We start from the raw sequence: 17,003 nt of genomic DNA on the forward strand, positions 1-17,003 counted from the left end.
GCGGTACGGCAGGGCGCAATGCGGCCTTGCGGCGCGGCGGTGTTATGGCCAAAGTCTCGACACCATGCCGATGAAAAAACCCCAGATCGAAGCGTTTTTCCGCCGCCTGTCGGACGCCCTGCCGGTGCCGGAGACCGAGCTCAAATACATCAACACCTATACGCTGCTGGTGGCCGTCGTCCTGTCAGCGCAGGCGACCGATGTGGGCGTCAACAAGGCGACCGAAAAGCTCTTCAAGACTGTCGATACGCCGCAAAAGATGCTGAAGCTCGGCGAGGCGGGGCTGACGCAGCACATCAAGACCATCGGGCTTTACCGCAACAAGGCCAAAAACGTCATGGCGCTGTCGCGGCTGCTGATCGAACGGCATGGCGGCGAGGTGCCGCGCGACCGCGAGGCACTGCAGGCACTGCCGGGTGTCGGGCGCAAGACCGCCAACGTCGTGCTCAACGTCGCCTTCGGGGAACCGACCATCGCGGTCGACACGCATATCTTCCGCGTCTCGAACCGGACCGGGCTTGCGCCGGGCAAGGATGTGCTGGCCGTCGAGCTGAAACTGGAAAAAGTCGTGCCGCCCGCCTACCGCCTGCATGCGCATCACTGGCTGATCCTGCATGGGCGCTATGTCTGCAAGGCGCGCAAGCCCGATTGTCCGGCTTGCCGGGTGGCCGATCTTTGCCAGTTCAAGGCCAAGACGACGGTTGCCTGAACTCAGGACATCGGCGCGTTGCGGCGTGCCACAACGGTTGCGAGGCAGGATGCCTTGTCCGCCGCGCCGCCTTCGAGCCTGCGCGCATCGACATGGCGCGCGCCGAGCGCGCCCGATGGCGTTTCGTAGAAATAGACGAAGAGGCTGCAATCGCCACCCGCATATTGCCAGACTTCGGCATGAGGCTCACTGCGGCGGAAGTCGGGTTCACCGAGGCGCGCCGAGATTGCCGAGGGTGCGGCACCAACCAGACTTGCCGGCGTCAGCCCGCCCGGCGGTAACGCCGCCATGACGCCGCCACGCGCGTCGATGCCGGTGCCGGGCGCCGTTTCGCAGGCGGCGAGCGCCAAAGGCAACAGCAGTATCAGAACGCGCTTCATGCGAAGCCCTCCGGGACAGCGACTTTCTTGTAGGTATGAACCATGAAGACGGCGCCGAATAGAGGGGCGAAAAGATTGAGCACCGGAACGGTCGCGAAAAGCGCTACCAGGACGCCGGCTGCCATTACACGGCTGCGGTGACGGCGGCGAAGCGCGGTTGCCGCGGCTGGCGCGAGATGGCGCAGCGCCACCAGTTCGAAATATTCGCGCCCGAGCAGATAGCCGTTGACAGCCCAGAAGAGAAAAATATTGACGACCGGGATCAGATAGAAAGGCAACACCAGCAGGTTGACCGCGATCAGCACCACCGTGAAGCGGATGGCGACAATGAGCGACTGCCAGAATGGCTGGTCGCGCCCCGGCGGATCAGAGGGATAGGCCGTCTCCTCGACACGCGCGGCAACCGACTCCAGAAAGAGGCCGGCGACCAGCGAGACGACCGGATGCACCAGCGGGATCAATACGATGATCGCGAGGAAGCGCGCGGCGATGGCGACAATCGTGTCGAGCCAGCCGATGCCGAATTCGGGCAGCGCCGCGAGTGCCCATTGCAGCCCGGCCCCGAACAACACGAGCACGAGCAACGTTACCCCCAGTGACAGCCACATGACGCGGCGGAAGGGGGCGGAGAAGGTTTCCCGCAAGGCGCGCGCGGCGTCGGACAGCATCGCTCGTGCTCCAGTGTCTCAGAAACTTGCCGGGCCAAACTAGAGCGGGACCGCGCGAACTACAAATTGCGGATTTACCGCACCCGGGGGTCGGGCCAAGTGGCGATTTTGTACTTATGGCACAGGTTCCCTATACTCCGGCCTCGAACCCTCCCCGAACTTCAATAAAATCCGAGGACCATGACCGATCTCAAATATGACGTTGCCGGCATCGGCAATGCGCTGGTTGACGTTATCGCCGACGCCGACGACAAATTCCTGACCGCCAACGGCATCGAGAAAGGCTCGATGACGCTGATCGACGACAAGCGCGCCGACGATCTCTATGGCCGCATGGGCCAGGCGGTCGAAATGTCGGGCGGCTCCTGCGCCAACACGATCGCGGGGCTCGCCTCGCTCGGCGGCAAGGGCGCTTTTTTCGGCAAGGTCAAGCGCGACCAGCTCGGCGACGTCTTCATGCACGACATCAAGGCGCTCGGCGTCGAATTTCCGGCAAAGCCCGCAAGCGCCGGCGCGCCGACCGGCCGCTGCCTCATTCTGGTGACGCCGGATGCGCAGCGCAGCATGAATACATTTCTCGGCGCGGCGCAAAAGCTCGGACCCGACGACATCGACGAGGCGACGATCCGCGCCTCGGCGATCACCTACATGGAGGGCTATCTGTGGGACCAGCCCGACGCCAAGCAGGCCTTTCTCAAGGCCGCGAAAATCGCCCATGACGCCGGACGCCTGGTCTCGCTGACGCTGTCGGACAGTTTCTGCGTCGACCGCTACCGCGAGGAGTTCCGCCGCCTTGCGAAAGACGAGGTCGACCTGCTGTTTGCCAACGAAGCTGAAATCCTGTCGCTCTACCAGACGGATGTCTTCGACGAGGCGCTGCAGAAAGTGCGTGCCGACTGCAAGTTCGCGGCATTGACGCGTTCGGAAGCAGGCGCCGTCATCGTCGCCGACGGCGAAGTGCATGTGGTCGATGCCGACAAGATTGCGAAAGTTGTCGACACGACCGGCGCGGGCGATCTCTTCGCCGCCGGGTTCCTCTACGGGCTCACGCGCGGCAAGGACCCGGTGACATGCGGCAGGCTCGGCGCGATGGCGGCGGCAGAGGTCATCTCGCATTACGGGCCGCGACCGCAGGTTTCGCTGGCGAAACTGGCGCAGGAAAAAGGGCTCGTCTGAGATTCAGATCTTGCGCAAAAACACGTCGCGGATGCGGTGATCGTCGCCCTTGCGCAGAATAAGGTCGGCGCGCTGGCGCGTCGGCAGGATGTTTCGGCGCAGGTTGGCTAGGTTGATCGAGGTCCAGATCGCGTCGGCCGTTTCAACCGCCTCCTCGTCGCTCAATTTCGAATAGCGGTGAAAGTAAGCGGCCGGATCCTTGAAGGACGTGCGGCGCAGGCTCAGGAAGCGTTCGATATACCAGCGCCTGATCGCCACTTCATCCGCATCGAGATAGATCGAAAAGTCAAAAAAGTCGGAGACGAATGGCTGCGGCTCGTCACCATCGGCCGGCTTCCACGGCTGCAGGACATTCAGCCCCTCGACAACCAGGATATCGGGCTGGTCGACCGGGATCGTCTCGTCCGCCAGAATGTCATAGGTGAAATGCGAATAGACGGGCGCTTCGACACGGCGGGAGCCGGCTTTCACATCCGAAAGAAAACGCAACAGACGCTTGATGTCGAAGCTCTCGGGGAAGCCCTTGCGTTGCATCAAGCCGCGTTCTTCGAGCACCTTGTTCGGGTACAAAAACCCGTCGGTGGTGATGAGGTCGACCTTTGGATGATTGGGCCAGCGCGCCAGCAGCGTGCGCAAAATGCGCGCGGTGGTCGACTTGCCGACAGCGACCGAGCCGGCAACGCCGACGATGTAGGGAACCTTGTCCTGTTCACGTCCCAGAAAATCCGAGGTGACGCGATAGAGTTCCTGCATCTCGCCGACATAGAGATTGAGCAGACGCGATAGCGGCAGGAAAATCTCCGACACCTCGTCAAGCGAGATCCGCTCGCCGAAACCGCGCAACTCCTCCAGCTCCGCTTCGGAAAGCGGCAGCGGTGTATCCTTGCGCAAACGACCCCAGGCTTCCGACGTGAAATGGCGAAAGGGCGACAGAAGCATCTTGTCGTCGGGGTCGCTCAGAGGCATGGGCCGGATTCCACTACGGAGGTCATGGGGTCGGATCCCGTCTCAGCTCGAGCTTCGGGTGGCTTTTTCATCGAGACCGGAGCGACCTTCCCGGCGTGCCAGTTCGGCATAGACATCAGCAGGCTTGAGATCGAGCGCGGCGAGCAAGACAAGCCAGTGATAGAGCAGATCCGCACTCTCGGCGATCGTGGCCTTGGCGTCGCCCCGTGTCGCGGCAATGACCGTTTCGACCGCTTCCTCGCCAAGCTTCTGGGCACAAAGCAAAGTGCCGCCGGCAAGCAGCTTTGCCGTATAGGAGCCGGCAGCGTCGGCGCCCTTGCGGGCGGCGATCGTCGCAAACAACTGGTCGAGCTGGCTGGCATCGGCGGCCATACGCTGCGGCTCCGGAGGCGTTAACAGATCCGGCGGAGGCTTGAAATGGCGCCGCGCGGCGGCTTTGCGTAGCAGATTTGGGGCCGGGAGGCCAGCGGCGGCACTGACCGCCCGTCAGCGCCGGGTTAACAGGCTGGTGCCCGAAAGTTCGCCGGTCTTGGCGCCGTCCTGCCTGGCGCCTTTCAGATCGGCGCCTCTGAGATCGGCGCCCCTGAGATCGGCCCCCAGAAGATTGGCGCGCAGCAGAATGGCGTTGGTGAAATCCGCCGCCGCCAGGACCGCGTTTTCAAAATTGACGTCAGCCAGGATCGCCTCGCAAAACACGGCGCCGGCAAGCACGGCACGCGAGAAATCGGTGCGCGACAGATCCATGCGGGCGAAATCGGCGCGGTGGCCTTTTTGCTGGCCGGTCTGGATCCAGAGCATGTGCGCGGCCAGGATTTTCGCCATGCGCTCCGGACCGGGTGCCGTGCGCGGCTTCACCGCCCGCATCAGATCGCCGCGCGAAACGGTCGCCTCGTCCATGATGGCACGGCGGAAATCGGCATCGGCCAGATTGGCGCCGGACAGTTCGACACCTTTCAATTCGGCGCCGGCAAAGCTCGCGCCCCTGAGATCGGCGCCTTGCAGGCTCGCGCCTGACATTGCCGCACCTTCGAAATCGGCATCGAGCAGTTTGCATTCGGTCATGTTGGTGCCAAACATGCGTGCGCCACGAAAGCTCGAATTTTCCTTGCCGACCGGCGCCGACGCGCCGCGACGAATGACGGCACCGCGCCTGAGATCGGCTCCTTCGAGCTGCGCACCTTCAAGCTGGGCATTTTCGAATTGCGCACCGCGCAGATCGGCACGGGCGAAATTGGTACGCGTCAGATTGGCCGTGTCGAAATTGGCACTGAAGAGATTGGCGCCAGCAAAATGCGAATCTTCCAGATCGGCATCTGTGAAATCGCAGCCGATGAAGTGTCCATGCGAGAAATTGAGGTTGCGGAAATCAAGCCCCGAGAGGTCGCACTCCTTCATGATCACGCACCAGCCGTTGGGAACGCCCTTCAGATAACGCATGTGAAGGTCGTTCAGTCGGTTCAGTGCTTCCTGGCTGATGCGGCGGCCGATAATGGCATGAGGCTCGCTCGCCGGCTTGCGCTCCGGCGCGGGCTCCAGCTCGATCGCCACCATGCGCGGCTCATTGCTCAAACTCTCGGACATGGGCAGAAAACCTTACGCACAAACGGCCGCGCATGAAGGGCGGCCACCAACCCGGATCGCCAAGCTAGAACGGAGTTTTTCACATTTGCTTAACAGTGGCGGGCATTCGAAGGAAAATCCCGAGATTGGTATTTTCCCTTGTGCCGCCGTGAGACGCGCTTTGACGCGGCCGGAACGGTCAGCCCTGCCAGAAAGGCTCCGCCTCGCGGAAACGCCGCCACAGCCGCAGGGCACCCTTCCAGTCCTTGGTGGCGCGCTTTTCCGACCAGCTGAAAATGCGTGCGGCGAGCGCGGCGGCCCTGGTGTCGCCCGGTGCTGCGGCGAGCGGCCCGTCGAGAATGAGATGTGCCGTCGCCACGTCGTTCAGCCCGCCGAATACATCCTGAAGCTGCGAGAGATGCCGAATATAGAGTTTTGTCGCTCCGGCGTCGAAAAGCGACGAAAAAAAATGCAGTCCGTAGCGAAACTTCTTCAGGCGCTTGCGCAATTCGTGGCGGCTCTCGAGATCGAGCGTTTCGATGTCGCGGCCAAGTCTGGTGACACTGGCATGACGCCGGGTCAGCGCCATGATCGCGAAGTCGCGCGCAAGACGCGGCGCCTTGCGCTTGAGGCGCCAGCCCCGCCCGGCCAGGAAAAGCCCGTGTTCGAGAAGAAAGCGCGTGTAGCGGCGCGAGGCGAGCGCCGCCAATGCACGGTCCCACGCCTCCGCACGCGCCGCATCGGCACGGGCGGCGAGGCGCGACAGCGCCGCGTCGCGCGGTGTCACCGATGCCAGGATTTCACCGACGAAAACGTCGAGGTCGCGCGCGGGCCCGAGTTCGTTGGCGAGCCATTTCGCTTCCTCGGCCAGGCGGTCGGCCATGCCACCACCGATGGCGGGGCGGAAAATCGCCAGCGCCGAGCGCATGCGGCGCAGGGCCACCCGCATCTGGTGCAGCGCTTCGGGCAAATGCGCCTCGACGGTTGCCGTCTCATTCGACGTCAGGTGCACGAGGCAATGACGCAGGACCGCCGCATAGACATCTTCCAGCGTCGCATCTTGTGCATGCGTCAGCGTCTCGGCCTTGATGGCCATCGGCGTACGTGGACGTAAGAGCGCAAAGCCGCGCTCCGACTTGCTTTCGAAGCCGACGCGCAGCGTGGCGATGTCGCTGAGATCGAGCGCAAGGCGGTACAGGCTTTCGGGCGAGCCTTCCTTCAATTCCAGCTCGATTTCGCTGACAGCAAGCTCTTTTGCCTCGCCGGCCCGCAACGCGCCCTTGTCGAGCGCCAACTCGATGACATCGCCGTCGAGTGTTTCGAGGTACTGAACGGTACGGCGGATATCGCTGACAAGGCGCGGCGCAATCGGATTGCCGTTTGCGAGCTTCTGGATACGGGACTTCAGACTGGCGGGCAGTTTGTTGAGATCGGGACCGGCGGCACCACGTGGCAGCCGCGCTTCATATTCGCCGGTGTCGCGCGCCAGCGCGCCCGTCTTGTCACCCGAATGACCTGTCTCGGTCTTCAATGTCTGCAGGCACGCACCACCCGACTGGCGGAGGCGCAACGCAAACCCGTGATCGCCCAGCGCCAGATTGTCGGTGTCGAAATAAGTCGAATGCAGATGTTTGCCGCTGGCGCGCCCGCGCTTGAGCCGCGCCAGAGCCGGCGCGCGCCTCACCCGCTCCAACTCGGCCGGCTCGCAGACGAGTTTCAGTTCGATTTCGCGGTCGGACATTCGATTTCAGCCTCGCGCCGCTCCCAAGGGTCCAAGACTCAATCCACTACGCAGGCCTGTGCATTCTGCCGGTCGGCGTGCTGACGCGCAATTGTCGTATTCGGCATCGAAGCGCGTCATGCGGACGCTGCGACATTTATCCACAGGAGGAGTGGCGTGCGCGCGGTTGCGGCACACAACATCTGGATTCTGCGTGATTCAGAGACGGACCGGAACGCCGGCGGCCGCCATATGTGCCTTGGCTTCGCCGATCGTGTATTCGCCGAAATGGAAAATCGAGGCGGCCAGGACCGCACTCGCATGGCCATCGCGGATACCCTCGACCAGATGGTCGAGTGTGCCGACGCCGCCCGAAGCGATGACCGGCACGGTGACCGCGTCCGAAACGGCGCGGGTCAGTGCGATGTCGAAGCCCGATTTGGCGCCATCGCGGTCCATCGAGGTCAGCAGGATTTCACCGGCGCCGAGTTCCGTCACCTTGACGGCATATTCGACCGCATCGATACCGGTCGGCTTGCGTCCGCCATGGGTGAAGACCTCCCACTTGCCGGGCCCGGTCTGTTTGGCATCGATGGCGACAACGATGCATTGATTTCCGAATTTCTCCGACGCCGCGCGGACGAAACCTGGATCGAAGACGGCGGCTGTCATGATCGAAACCTTGTCGGCGCCGGCGAGCAAGAGCTTGCGCACATCCTCGATGGTGCGGACGCCGCCGCCGACGGTCAGCGGCATGAAGCATTGTTCGGCGGTGCGGCGCACGACATCGAAAATGATCGCGCGCTCTTCGTGGCTTGCCGTGATGTCGAGAAAAGTGAGCTCGTCGGCGCCGGCCGCGTCATAAGCGCGGGCGGCCTCGACCGGGTCGCCCGCATCGCGCAGGTCGACGAAGTTGACGCCCTTGACGACGCGGCCGTCCTTGACGTCGAGGCAGGGGATGACGCGCGCTTTCAGCATCTGGCGTGATCCTTCAACAATGCCAGCACTTCCTTCGGATCAAGCCGGCCATCGTAAAGCGCGCGGCCGGAAATCGCGCCTTCGATGTTCTTCGTGTCGGCGGCCAAAAGTTTCTTTACGTCATCGATAGAGGAAAGGCCGCCCGACGCAATGACCGGAATCGATATCGCATTGGCGAGCGCCACCGTCGCCTCGATGTTCAGCCCTTCCAGCGCCCCGTCGCGGTCGATGTCGGTATAGATGATGGCGGCGACGCCCGCGTCTTCAAAGCGCCGCGCCATGTCGAGCACGGTAAGGTCCGAGACGTCCGCCCAGCCTTCGGTTGCCACATGGCCGCCCTTCGCATCGAGCCCGACGGCGATGCGGCCCGGAAATTTCTTGCACGCCTCGATCACCAGCGCCGGGTTCTTGACCGCCGCCGTGCCGATGATGACGCGGGCGATGCCCTTCCCGAGCCACATTTCGATTGTCGCCAGATCGCGGATGCCGCCGCCAAGCTGCGCCGGCATCGAGATCGCCGCGAGAATGCTTTCGACCGCCGCTGCGTTGACCGGCTTGCCGGCGAAGGCGCCGTTGAGATCGACGATATGCAGATATTCGAAGCCAGCCCGCTCGAAGGCGCGGGCCTGCGATGCGGGGTCGTCGTTGAAGACGGTCGCCTTGTCCATCAACCCGTGGACCAGGCGCACGCATTGACCGTCTTTCAGATCGATGGCCGGAAAGAAGATCATGGCCGCCACTTCAGAAAATTGCCGATCAGCGCCAGACCGAGCGTCTGGCTCTTTTCGGGATGGAACTGAGCGCCGACCATATTGTCCTTCGCGACCATTGCGGTGATGGGACCGCCGTAATCGGTGCAGGCCAGCACATCGGCTTGCGATTTCGCATCGAGAAAATAGGAATGGACAAAATAGGCATGCAGACCGCGCTCGCCGGTTTCGATCCCGTCGAGCAGGATGTGGGACCGCGTTTGTGTCAGCGTGTTCCAGCCCATATGCGGAATCTTCAGCGTTGCGTCACCGGGCTCGATGGCGATTACGTCGCCATCGATCCAGCCGAGACCTTGATGTTCACCATGTTCGATGCCGCGCGCGGCCATCAGTTGCATGCCGACGCAAATGCCGAAAAAGGGCCTGGCGTTGCGACGTACGGCTTCGGTCAGCGCCTCGACCATGCCTGGCACCGCATGAAGTCCGGCGCGGCAGTCGCCAAAGGCGCCGACGCCCGGCAGCACGACGCGGTCGGCGGCGCGGACCGCTTCGGGATCGCTGGTCACGAGAATATCGGCCGCCATGCCGCCGTCGCGGGCGGCGCGCTCGAAGGCTTTGGCCGCCGATCGCAGATTGCCCGAGCCATAGTCGATGATCGCGACTTTCACCGGAAGCTAGCCCCCCGCCTTCGGAAAAAGGCCGAGAACGTCGTCGGATGCCGCCCCGGTGCGACGCCCCCAGACCGGCCTCGGCGATGGAGCGGCATCGACATGAAGCGACCGGTCCCATTTGGCGAAGAAGGCGCGTTCGGCTTCCTCGAGGTTGCCGCCACCGGCGAGCCCGGCCATACGATAGCCCTTGCGTTCGAGCGTCCAGCGGCGGATGTCATTGGCCTCGAAGCCGAGCAGCACCTGAAGCGCCAGCGAACATATGGCGGTCGCTTCGGCGCCGAGGAGATTTTGGGCGATCAGCGAGACGGCAACCAGCAGCGCGATCCAGAGCGCCAGCGCGACCCACAGCCGGTGCCAGAGCAACCAGATCCATGAAAACGCGAAAGCCGGGAAGGAGAAGCCCTCCTTGACCAGCACGATGCCGGCGCCGTCAAGCGGGGCGCCCTGAAGCTCGTGAACCGTGTAGATGCGCATGGACATGGGGCCCGCTCGCGGCGGCGTTGCATTCGGGCTCTATCTAGGCCAGACGGCTGAAAAAGGCCAGCGGATCAGCTGCCGAGCTTGCCCTTGGTCGAGGGAATTTGCGTCGAGGCGCGCGGGTCGATCTCGACCGCCTCGCGAAGCGCGCGCGCCAGACCCTTGAAGCAGCTTTCGACGATGTGATGGTTGTTTTCGCCATACATGTTTTCGATATGCAGCGTGATGCCGGCATTCTGGGCGAAAGCCTGGAACCATTCCTTGAAAAGTTCGGTGTCCATGTCACCAAGCTTCGGCTTGGTGAAGTTCACTTTCCATATCAGGTAGGGGCGCTGCGACACATCGATCGAGACGCGAGTACAGGTTTCGTCCATCGGGATGATGGCCGTTGCATAGCGGCGGATGCCCTTGAAATCGCCAAGCGCCTTTTTGACCGCCTCGCCGATCACAATGCCGCTGTCTTCGGTCGTGTGGTGAAAATCGATGTGGAGGTCGCCCTTGGCGCGCAATTTCAGGTCGATCAGCGAATGGCGCGAGAGCTGCTCGAGCATGTGGTCGAGAAAGCCGATGCCAGTCTCGATATCGTAATCCCCATTGCCATCCAGATTGAGCTCGACCGAAATCGAGGTCTCCTTGGTCTGGCGGTCGAGCTTGGCGGTGCGGGAAGCAGACATTTCGATGTTCCGGCGGGCGTGAATTCAGCGGGCTTTTAGCAGGCAGTGCGGCAACCGGCCAGCGCAAAGCCCATATTTGCGCACCCATTCCAGTTAAACGAGAAATTCAATTTGAATCACAATGGCTTACAAGACGTTAACCAATAAAGGCCTGCTCGTCTCATATATTACTTTAAGTCGTTGCAGTTTTCCATGCGTCGGCGGCACTAAGTCATTGAATCAATTTGCAGCTATTAATCTCTCCTAGTATTCGGTTAAGCGTAGACCACCAGATATTGTTAAGCCTTGGGCCTCAATAGAGGTTCTTCTGCGCGTCGTCTTCCAATGCCGTATCGATCAGGGCCGGCGCGACATCGAGCTTCATCTGGTCGCGCAACATCTCGCCAAAGCTCGGCAGAGCATTGCGCGGTACGTGATTTTCGGCGTTCCAGAGCCCGGAGCGTTTCAGCGCCTTGGTGCAATGGAGATAGACCTCCTTCACCTCGACCACGAGCACCGAGCGCGGCGGCTTGCCATCAACGACGAAGCGCGCCATCAGTTCCGGCTCCAACGACGTTGTGGCAAGGCCGTTGATGCGGAGCATTTCCTCAAAGCCGGGCAGAAAGAACAACAGGCCGACCGCCGGCGCATGGGCGATGTTGGTCAGCGTATCGAGACGGTTGTTGCCCGGCCGGTCAGGCAGGGCAAGATGCCTGTCGTCGAGCACATGAACGAAGCCCGGCTCGCCGCCCCGGGGCGACACATCGGCAAGCCCGTCCGGGCGGCTCGAGCCGATGCAGAGAAAGGGCGAGAGTTCGATGAAACGCCGTGAATGCGGGTCGATCCAGTCGAGTTGCTTGCCAAGCGCCCCGCCCGAAGGCTGCGGGTAGACCGTGCGAAGCGCATCCTCGGTTTTCAACTGACCCGACATGGCATAAATCCTCCTCGATCGTCGATTGTGCGAAAGATTATCATTTGCAACAAATCGGCGCCAGTCCGCATGCCCGCCGGAACCGGCGCCGGGCTTGACCCTATGGCGCGAAGCCGCCACATGGTAGCGGCAACCCCGCGCCTTCCGGCAAAATCCGACAGGAATAGACATGGCCTCGCACGATCCGATCAACTGGCACGGCACGACGATCCTTTCGGTGCGCAAGGATGGCCGGGTGGCGATCGCCGGCGACGGGCAGGTGTCGATGGGCGACACGATCATGAAGGGCAATGCGCGCAAGGTCCGCCCGCTCGGCAAGGGCGATGTGATCGCCGGTTTTGCCGGGGCGACCGCCGATGCGATGACGCTGTTCGAGCGGCTCGAAGCCAAGATCGAGCAATATCCGGGGCAGCTGATGCGAGCCTGTGTCGAGCTTGCCAAGGACTGGCGCACCGACAAATATCTGCGCCGCCTCGAGGCGATGATGATCGTCGCCGACGCCCAAGTGACGCTGGTGCTGACCGGCAATGGCGACGTGCTCGAACCCGATGGCGGGGTCGTCGGCATCGGCTCGGGCGGCAATTACGCGCTCGCCGCCGCCCGGGCACTGACCGACAGCGATCTCGGCGCCGAGGCGATCGTCCGCAAGGCGATGGGCATTGCCGCCGATATTTGCGTCTACACCAACAACAATCTGACGGTCGAAGTCATCGAGGCCTGACCGTCCTTCCCGCCTTCCCGACCGGAGTTTCGTTTGCCCGCATGACCAGTTTTTCCCCGCGTGAAATCGTTTCCGAACTCGACCGCTACATTGTCGGCCAGCGCGACGCCAAGCGCGCGGTCGCCATTGCGCTCCGCAACCGCTGGCGGCGGCAGCAACTGCCTGAGGATCTGCGTGAGGAGGTTTTGCCGAAAAACATCCTGATGATCGGGCCGACCGGCGTCGGCAAGACCGAAATCTCGCGCCGTCTGGCGCGCCTGGCCGAAGCACCCTTCATCAAGGTCGAGGCGACCAAATTCACCGAAGTCGGCTATGTTGGCCGCGACGTCGAGCAGATCATCCGCGATCTGGTCGAAATTGCGCTTGCCATGACACGGACCAAAAAGCGCAAGGATGTCGAGGCGAAAGCCGATCTTGCCGCCGAGGCGCGTGTGCTCGAGGCGCTGGTCGGGGCCAATGCGGGCGAGGCCACGCGCGAGAGCTTCCGCAGGAAACTGCGCGCCGGCGAACTCGACGACAAGGAGATCGAGATCGAAACGGCCGATCAGGGTGGCGGCATGCCGAGTTTCGACATTCCGGGGATGCCGGGCGGCCAGGTCGGCATGATCAATCTCGGCGACATCATGGGCAAGGCCTTTGGTGGACGCACAAAAACCCGGCGCATGACGGTGCGCGACAGCTATGAGGTGCTGGTCGCCGAGGAAGGCGACAAGCTGCTCGACCAGGAACAGCTGACACAGGAAGCCATCACCGCGGTCGAACAGAACGGCATCGTCTTTCTCGATGAGGTCGACAAGATCTGCGCCCGCGCCGAACGGCAGGGCGGCGATGTCAGTCGCGAAGGCGTGCAGCGCGATCTTCTGCCGCTGATCGAAGGCACGACGGTTTCAACCAAGCATGGCGCGGTCAAGACCGACCATATTCTCTTTATCGCGTCGGGTGCCTTTCACATCGCCAAGCCATCGGATCTGCTGCCCGAACTGCAGGGACGTTTGCCGATCCGGGTCGAATTGAAGGCGCTTGGCAAGGACGAGCTGCGCCGCGTGCTGACCGAACCGGAAGCCAGCCTGATCAAGCAATATGTGGCGCTGATGGAAACGGAAGGCGTCACGCTCTCCTTCACCGATGACGGGATCGACGCCATTGCCGACATCGCCGCCTCGGTCAATTCGACGGTCGAGAATATCGGCGCGCGGCGCCTGCACACCGTCATGGAGCGGGTGCTCGACGAAATCAGCTTTGGCGCCACCGACCGTGCCGGCGAAACGGTCACGGTCGATGCGCCTTATGTGCAGAAGCATGTCGGCGACCTGTCGAAGAACACCGACCTGTCGAAATTCATTCTCTGATGCTGGCTGCGGCAGCGCGCAGTGTTGCGCCGTGAGGGCAAAAGGCGTGATGCATCCGCCGGGACCGGCCCGATTTTCCGGCCTTCTGCACCCGGGCGCGAATCTTTGGTCATCAGCTGAAATCGCAACCGGCGAATCTTTTTGCGGACAGCTTCGCCGGCCGCAAGGCGCGTGGGCCGGCTTTCTTCACCGGTGGCGAGTCATTTGCCCTTGCGCCGCTTTCGCGCGTCGAGAACGGCCAGCAGCCGGCTGATTTCGGCCGGGGTCAGCGTTGCAATCTCCTCGGCAAGACGGTTCGCCGCCTCCGTTGCCTCGGGGGCAAGACCGGATGTATCGATGACGATACGTGGGTGGGAAAGCCAGGCCAGCCGTTCCAGTTCTTCCGCCTCGTCCCAGATCACGTTGAAATAGCCGACAATCGCCTGCACCAGCCGCCAGCTCGGACGGCCGCGTTTCCCGTGTTCCAGCGCCGAGAGATAGGCCGGTGTCACCCGCAGCGCCGCCGCCATCTCCTTCATGGTCATGCCGCGCGCCTTGCGCAGCTCGCGCAGTTTCTTGCCGAAGGGCGTCATCGTTTCTTGCGCAGCCAGATATAGAAGGCGCCGCCGCCGCCATGCTTGGGATGGGCGGGCTGGAAGCCGGAAAGATGGGTGCGGAAGCTTGCCTCTTCGAGCCAGCGCGGCACGGCGCTGCGCAGCACGCCCTGGCGCTCGGGCACTTCGTAGAAATTCGCGCCGTGGAGCGTGTGGCGCGCATAGGGCGAGGCGCCCTTGCCGGTAATGACCAGCACGCAGCGCAAGCCCCGTGCGCGGGAGCGGCTCAGAAATGCCAGCAGGGCGTCATGGGCTTCGTGCTGGTTGTGGCCATGGAGATCGAGTGTCGCCTCGACCTCCATCTGCCCGCGGGCGAGGCGCTGGCTGACGCGGCGATCGAGGCCGGTCAGCGGCGGCGGTGCCGGCGGATGGGTCCGCGGGGCGGCCGATTGCGGCGCGGCGGCGGCGCGCGGACGGGCGGCGGGCGCCGGCGTGGCGATCGGCGCGTCGATGGCAGCAGGACTTTCGGCGGCCGGCATTTTCGTGCGGCGGAGCAGCGGTTTTGCGTCTTTTACCACCGCGCGCCAGAGCTTGCGCTCTTCCTCCGTCAGCAGCCGTGAGCGGCGGCGCGGGGCCTTCTTTTCATTGTCATCCCTGTCGCCGCCTGCCGCCATCCGGTCCTGCCTAGCGGGCGGCAATCGATTTCGGCAGCAACGCGACAAGCAGCCCCTCGGCCTTCATGAGACCGGCGATCTCGCCGGCCTCCGCGCCGGTGCCGAAAAATATGTCGCCGCGCTGCACGCCCTTGATCGCCGAGCCCGTGTCCTGCGCGACCACAAGATGGGCGAAGGGGATTTCGCTGCTGCCGTCGAGCGCCGGATGACGCGTCGTCAGCCAGAACAGCGCCCCCAGCGGATGATGGTCGCGATCGATGGCGAGGCTGCGGCGCGGCGTCAGATTGACCTGTTCGGCGCCGGGAGGCCCGAGTTCCGGATCGACATTTCTCAGTATGCGGAAGAAAATGTAGGAATCGTTCTGCCGCATCACCTCTCGGCCAGCTGCCGGATTGGCGTCGATCCAGGCGCGGATCGTCTGCATCGAGACGTCCTCGCGCGGAATGGCGCCGCGATCGATCAGCACTTTGCCGATGGAGGTATATTCGTGGCCGCTCTTGGCGGCAAAGGCGAGGCGCACCGTCTCGCCGTTTTCGAGGCGCACGCGACCCGAGCCCTGCACATGCAGAAAGAAGGCGTCGACCGGGCTTTCAAGCCAGACCAGCGCCAGCGATCCGTGATCGAGCGCGCCGTCCTCGATTTCGCCGCGGGTCGGGAAGCCGGCGCCGCCGGCACGCATCGCAAAGCCCGGCGGCGGTGCGAGCACCGGCGTCTGATAAGGCCCGTGGCGTGTCAGCGCGCCACGCATCTCCGGTTCGTAGTAGCCGGTAAAGAGCCCGCGCGCCGCCGGCAGGCGGACCGGCTGAAACCAGTGTTCGAAAAAGCCGCGCGCCGAACCCGGCGCAATCGGTTGCAGCGCGGCGGCACAGGCCGGCTGCCAGTCAGCGGCGCGGCCATAGATTGAAGAGGTTCCGGTCTTGGCATCGAGCGGGGCGGCGGCGTCGAGCCTGGCGATGCGTGTGCAGGAGCGCGAAAATGCCGCCAATGCGGCGGCGTGATCGTCATCGGCCCAACCAGGCAGATCGGCAAAACGCATGGCACTGGGTTCCGCACGAGCATCCATGACAGTCGTTCCCGGCGCGCAGGAAAGAACGGCAATCCCAACCAGGGTCGAAAGGAAATGGCGCGCGGTCCGGCGCATCGCCGCGTCCGTCAGGTCGACGCGCCGGTCGCGACCAGCTTCCAGTTCGGATCGCGGCTCTTCACATCGCGTTCGAAGGTCCAGACATCGTTGACCTCGCGGATCGTCACCGGATCGCCTTCAACCACAACACCGTCGGCATTCTTGAGGCAGGAGGTCAACTGACTGCGAAAGGTCAGCGTCAGGCGGGCGCGGGTGCCGTCGAGCGCGGCGGCGCTCAGCGCGGCCTTGTCGATGCCGATAAAGCTTTGCTCGACATGCTGTCCGTTCTTTTCGCGCGCGGCGATGGCGGCCTCGAAGCCGCTGAAAACATCGGCGCTCAGGAGCGGCTGCAATGTGGCACGGTTGCCTTCGGCGTAAGCCGTGACGATCATTTCATAGGCCGCGCGCGCGCCGCCCAGAAACGCTTCGGCGTCAAAACCGGGATCGAGGCGCGCGAGGGCATTCAGCGTGTTCGCCAGCGGCGTGCCGTCTTCGGCGATGCCGCGCCAGCGATTGCGAATTTCAAAAGGCTCGGCAAAGGGGTCGCCGGCCGCGTCGACAGTGCGGCCGCGCCCGGCCCGTTCAGCCTGCGCGGGGCGCGGGCGTGTGGGCAGGGTGACGACCTTGTCGTTCCCGGTCGGGTTGGTCCCGGCGGGGTTGCCGGTGTCGGAATAAGGATCGTAGGGCGGGCGCTCATGGCCGGTACGACGGCCGAGCAGGCTTCTGAGTTTCAGAAAGACGCCAACCGCGATTGCGAGCAGGATGATGTTGAGAAGGGTCAAGCCGCCGTCCATTCGCTCGATGAGCCTTGCCTGTGAACCGGTCCGGACCCTTGCCGGACCCTTGTTTTCATGTGCGCAACAGCGGCCTCACGCCGCCACTTGGGTGACGGGCGCCTCGCGGCTCGCTACTGTATCTATAACCTAGGGCAATCGAAGCGGTTTTGCTACCTGAGCCGTCGCGACCGATTGCCCTCCATTCACCCTTACGGGCCGCTTTGCCCC

The 17,003-nt window shown here is 63.4% G+C and carries 20 protein-coding genes; 4 read left to right on the plus strand and 16 right to left on the minus strand.

Annotation, left to right across the window (positions count from 1 at the left end):
• The first annotated feature begins 64 nt into the window (after positions 1 to 64).
• On the plus strand, positions 65 to 709 hold the full coding sequence (nth, locus tag Q7V31_RS01305; protein WP_304732497.1) for an endonuclease III: 645 nt from the start codon (positions 65 to 67) through the stop codon (positions 707 to 709).
• A gap of 2 nt (positions 710 to 711) precedes the next feature.
• Here nth and Q7V31_RS01310 read toward each other — a convergent pair whose 3' ends face one another.
• Both Q7V31_RS01310 and Q7V31_RS01315 read right to left on the minus strand, forming a co-directional pair.
• Complete coding sequence (locus tag Q7V31_RS01310) at positions 712 to 1,089, minus strand: hypothetical protein (RefSeq protein WP_304731952.1); 378 nt, start codon at positions 1,087 to 1,089, stop codon at positions 712 to 714.
• Positions 1,086 to 1,757 carry an EI24 domain-containing protein gene (locus Q7V31_RS01315; RefSeq protein ID WP_304731954.1) on the minus strand — a complete coding sequence of 224 codons (672 nt, stop codon included), beginning with the start codon at positions 1,755 to 1,757 and terminating at the stop codon, positions 1,086 to 1,088. The genes Q7V31_RS01310 and Q7V31_RS01315 overlap by 4 nt, the downstream gene beginning before the upstream one ends.
• A gap of 180 nt (positions 1,758 to 1,937) precedes the next feature.
• Between Q7V31_RS01315 and Q7V31_RS01320 the strand changes: the two genes are divergently transcribed.
• Entirely contained in the window at positions 1,938 to 2,933 is a 996-nt protein-coding gene (locus Q7V31_RS01320) for an adenosine kinase (RefSeq protein ID WP_304731956.1), read from the plus strand.
• Positions 2,934 to 2,936: 3 nt separating this feature from the next.
• Here the strand turns inward: Q7V31_RS01320 and coaA are convergent, their stop codons facing one another.
• The 10 genes from coaA to Q7V31_RS01370 form a co-directional block, all read right to left on the minus strand.
• Positions 2,937 to 3,899: a type I pantothenate kinase gene (gene coaA / locus Q7V31_RS01325; RefSeq protein ID WP_304731958.1), complete on the minus strand. Its 963-nt coding sequence runs from the start codon at positions 3,897 to 3,899 to the stop codon at positions 2,937 to 2,939.
• A 42-nt stretch (positions 3,900 to 3,941) separates the two neighbouring features.
• Positions 3,942 to 4,271 (minus strand): phosphoribosyl-ATP diphosphatase, encoded by a 330-nt coding sequence (locus Q7V31_RS01330; protein ID WP_304731960.1) that lies wholly within the window; start codon positions 4,269 to 4,271, stop codon positions 3,942 to 3,944.
• Positions 4,272 to 4,385: 114 nt separating this feature from the next.
• A complete protein-coding gene (locus Q7V31_RS01335; RefSeq protein WP_304731962.1) occupies positions 4,386 to 5,480 on the minus strand; it encodes a pentapeptide repeat-containing protein in 1,095 nt (364 codons plus the stop codon).
• A 178-nt stretch (positions 5,481 to 5,658) separates the two neighbouring features.
• Positions 5,659 to 7,200: a CYTH and CHAD domain-containing protein gene (locus Q7V31_RS01340; RefSeq protein ID WP_304731963.1), complete on the minus strand. Its 1,542-nt coding sequence runs from the start codon at positions 7,198 to 7,200 to the stop codon at positions 5,659 to 5,661.
• Positions 7,201 to 7,398: 198 nt separating this feature from the next.
• Entirely contained in the window at positions 7,399 to 8,157 is a 759-nt protein-coding gene (gene hisF / locus Q7V31_RS01345) for an imidazole glycerol phosphate synthase subunit HisF (RefSeq protein ID WP_304731965.1), read from the minus strand.
• Positions 8,151 to 8,888, minus strand: coding sequence for a 1-(5-phosphoribosyl)-5-[(5-phosphoribosylamino)methylideneamino]imidazole-4-carboxamide isomerase (hisA, locus tag Q7V31_RS01350; protein ID WP_304731967.1), 738 nt, complete (start codon positions 8,886 to 8,888; stop codon positions 8,151 to 8,153). The genes hisF and hisA overlap by 7 nt, the downstream gene beginning before the upstream one ends.
• On the minus strand, positions 8,885 to 9,535 hold the full coding sequence (hisH, locus tag Q7V31_RS01355; protein ID WP_304731968.1) for an imidazole glycerol phosphate synthase subunit HisH: 651 nt from the start codon (positions 9,533 to 9,535) through the stop codon (positions 8,885 to 8,887). Before hisH ends, hisA begins: the two co-directional genes overlap by 4 nt.
• Positions 9,536 to 9,541: 6 nt before the next feature.
• Complete coding sequence (locus tag Q7V31_RS01360) at positions 9,542 to 10,018, minus strand: DUF2628 domain-containing protein (RefSeq protein ID WP_304731970.1); 477 nt, start codon at positions 10,016 to 10,018, stop codon at positions 9,542 to 9,544.
• A 68-nt stretch (positions 10,019 to 10,086) separates the two neighbouring features.
• Entirely contained in the window at positions 10,087 to 10,689 is a 603-nt protein-coding gene (gene hisB / locus Q7V31_RS01365) for an imidazoleglycerol-phosphate dehydratase HisB (protein ID WP_304731972.1), read from the minus strand.
• Positions 10,690 to 10,981: 292 nt separating this feature from the next.
• Positions 10,982 to 11,599, minus strand: coding sequence for a pyridoxamine 5'-phosphate oxidase family protein (locus tag Q7V31_RS01370; protein WP_304731973.1), 618 nt, complete (start codon positions 11,597 to 11,599; stop codon positions 10,982 to 10,984).
• 169 nt (positions 11,600 to 11,768) lie between these two features.
• On the opposite strand from Q7V31_RS01370, the gene hslV reads away from it, so the two are divergent.
• On the plus strand, positions 11,769 to 12,320 hold the full coding sequence (hslV, locus tag Q7V31_RS01375) for an ATP-dependent protease subunit HslV (RefSeq protein WP_370690616.1): 552 nt from the start codon (positions 11,769 to 11,771) through the stop codon (positions 12,318 to 12,320).
• A gap of 41 nt (positions 12,321 to 12,361) precedes the next feature.
• Entirely contained in the window at positions 12,362 to 13,669 is a 1,308-nt protein-coding gene (gene hslU / locus Q7V31_RS01380; RefSeq protein ID WP_304731974.1) for an ATP-dependent protease ATPase subunit HslU, read from the plus strand.
• A 200-nt stretch (positions 13,670 to 13,869) separates the two neighbouring features.
• On the opposite strand, the gene Q7V31_RS01385 is transcribed toward hslU, so the two are convergent.
• The 4 genes from Q7V31_RS01385 to Q7V31_RS01400 all read right to left on the minus strand — a co-directional run bounded on the left by Q7V31_RS01385 (position 13,870) and on the right by Q7V31_RS01400 (position 16,781).
• Positions 13,870 to 14,241, minus strand: a complete 372-nt coding sequence (locus Q7V31_RS01385) for a helix-turn-helix domain-containing protein (protein WP_304731976.1) — start codon at positions 14,239 to 14,241, stop codon at positions 13,870 to 13,872.
• A complete protein-coding gene (locus Q7V31_RS01390; RefSeq protein ID WP_304731978.1) occupies positions 14,238 to 14,876 on the minus strand; it encodes a Smr/MutS family protein in 639 nt (212 codons plus the stop codon). The genes Q7V31_RS01385 and Q7V31_RS01390 overlap by 4 nt, the downstream gene beginning before the upstream one ends.
• A gap of 10 nt (positions 14,877 to 14,886) precedes the next feature.
• Positions 14,887 to 15,939: a murein transglycosylase A gene (locus Q7V31_RS01395; protein WP_304731980.1), complete on the minus strand. Its 1,053-nt coding sequence runs from the start codon at positions 15,937 to 15,939 to the stop codon at positions 14,887 to 14,889.
• An 89-nt stretch (positions 15,940 to 16,028) separates the two neighbouring features.
• On the minus strand, positions 16,029 to 16,781 hold the full coding sequence (locus Q7V31_RS01400) for a Tim44/TimA family putative adaptor protein (RefSeq protein ID WP_304731982.1): 753 nt from the start codon (positions 16,779 to 16,781) through the stop codon (positions 16,029 to 16,031).
• Between the last annotated feature and the right edge of the window lie 222 nt (positions 16,782 to 17,003).

Origin of the sequence: Parvibaculum sp., assembly GCF_030651915.1 — a bacterium.
Classification (GTDB): domain Bacteria; phylum Pseudomonadota; class Alphaproteobacteria; order Parvibaculales; family Parvibaculaceae; genus Parvibaculum.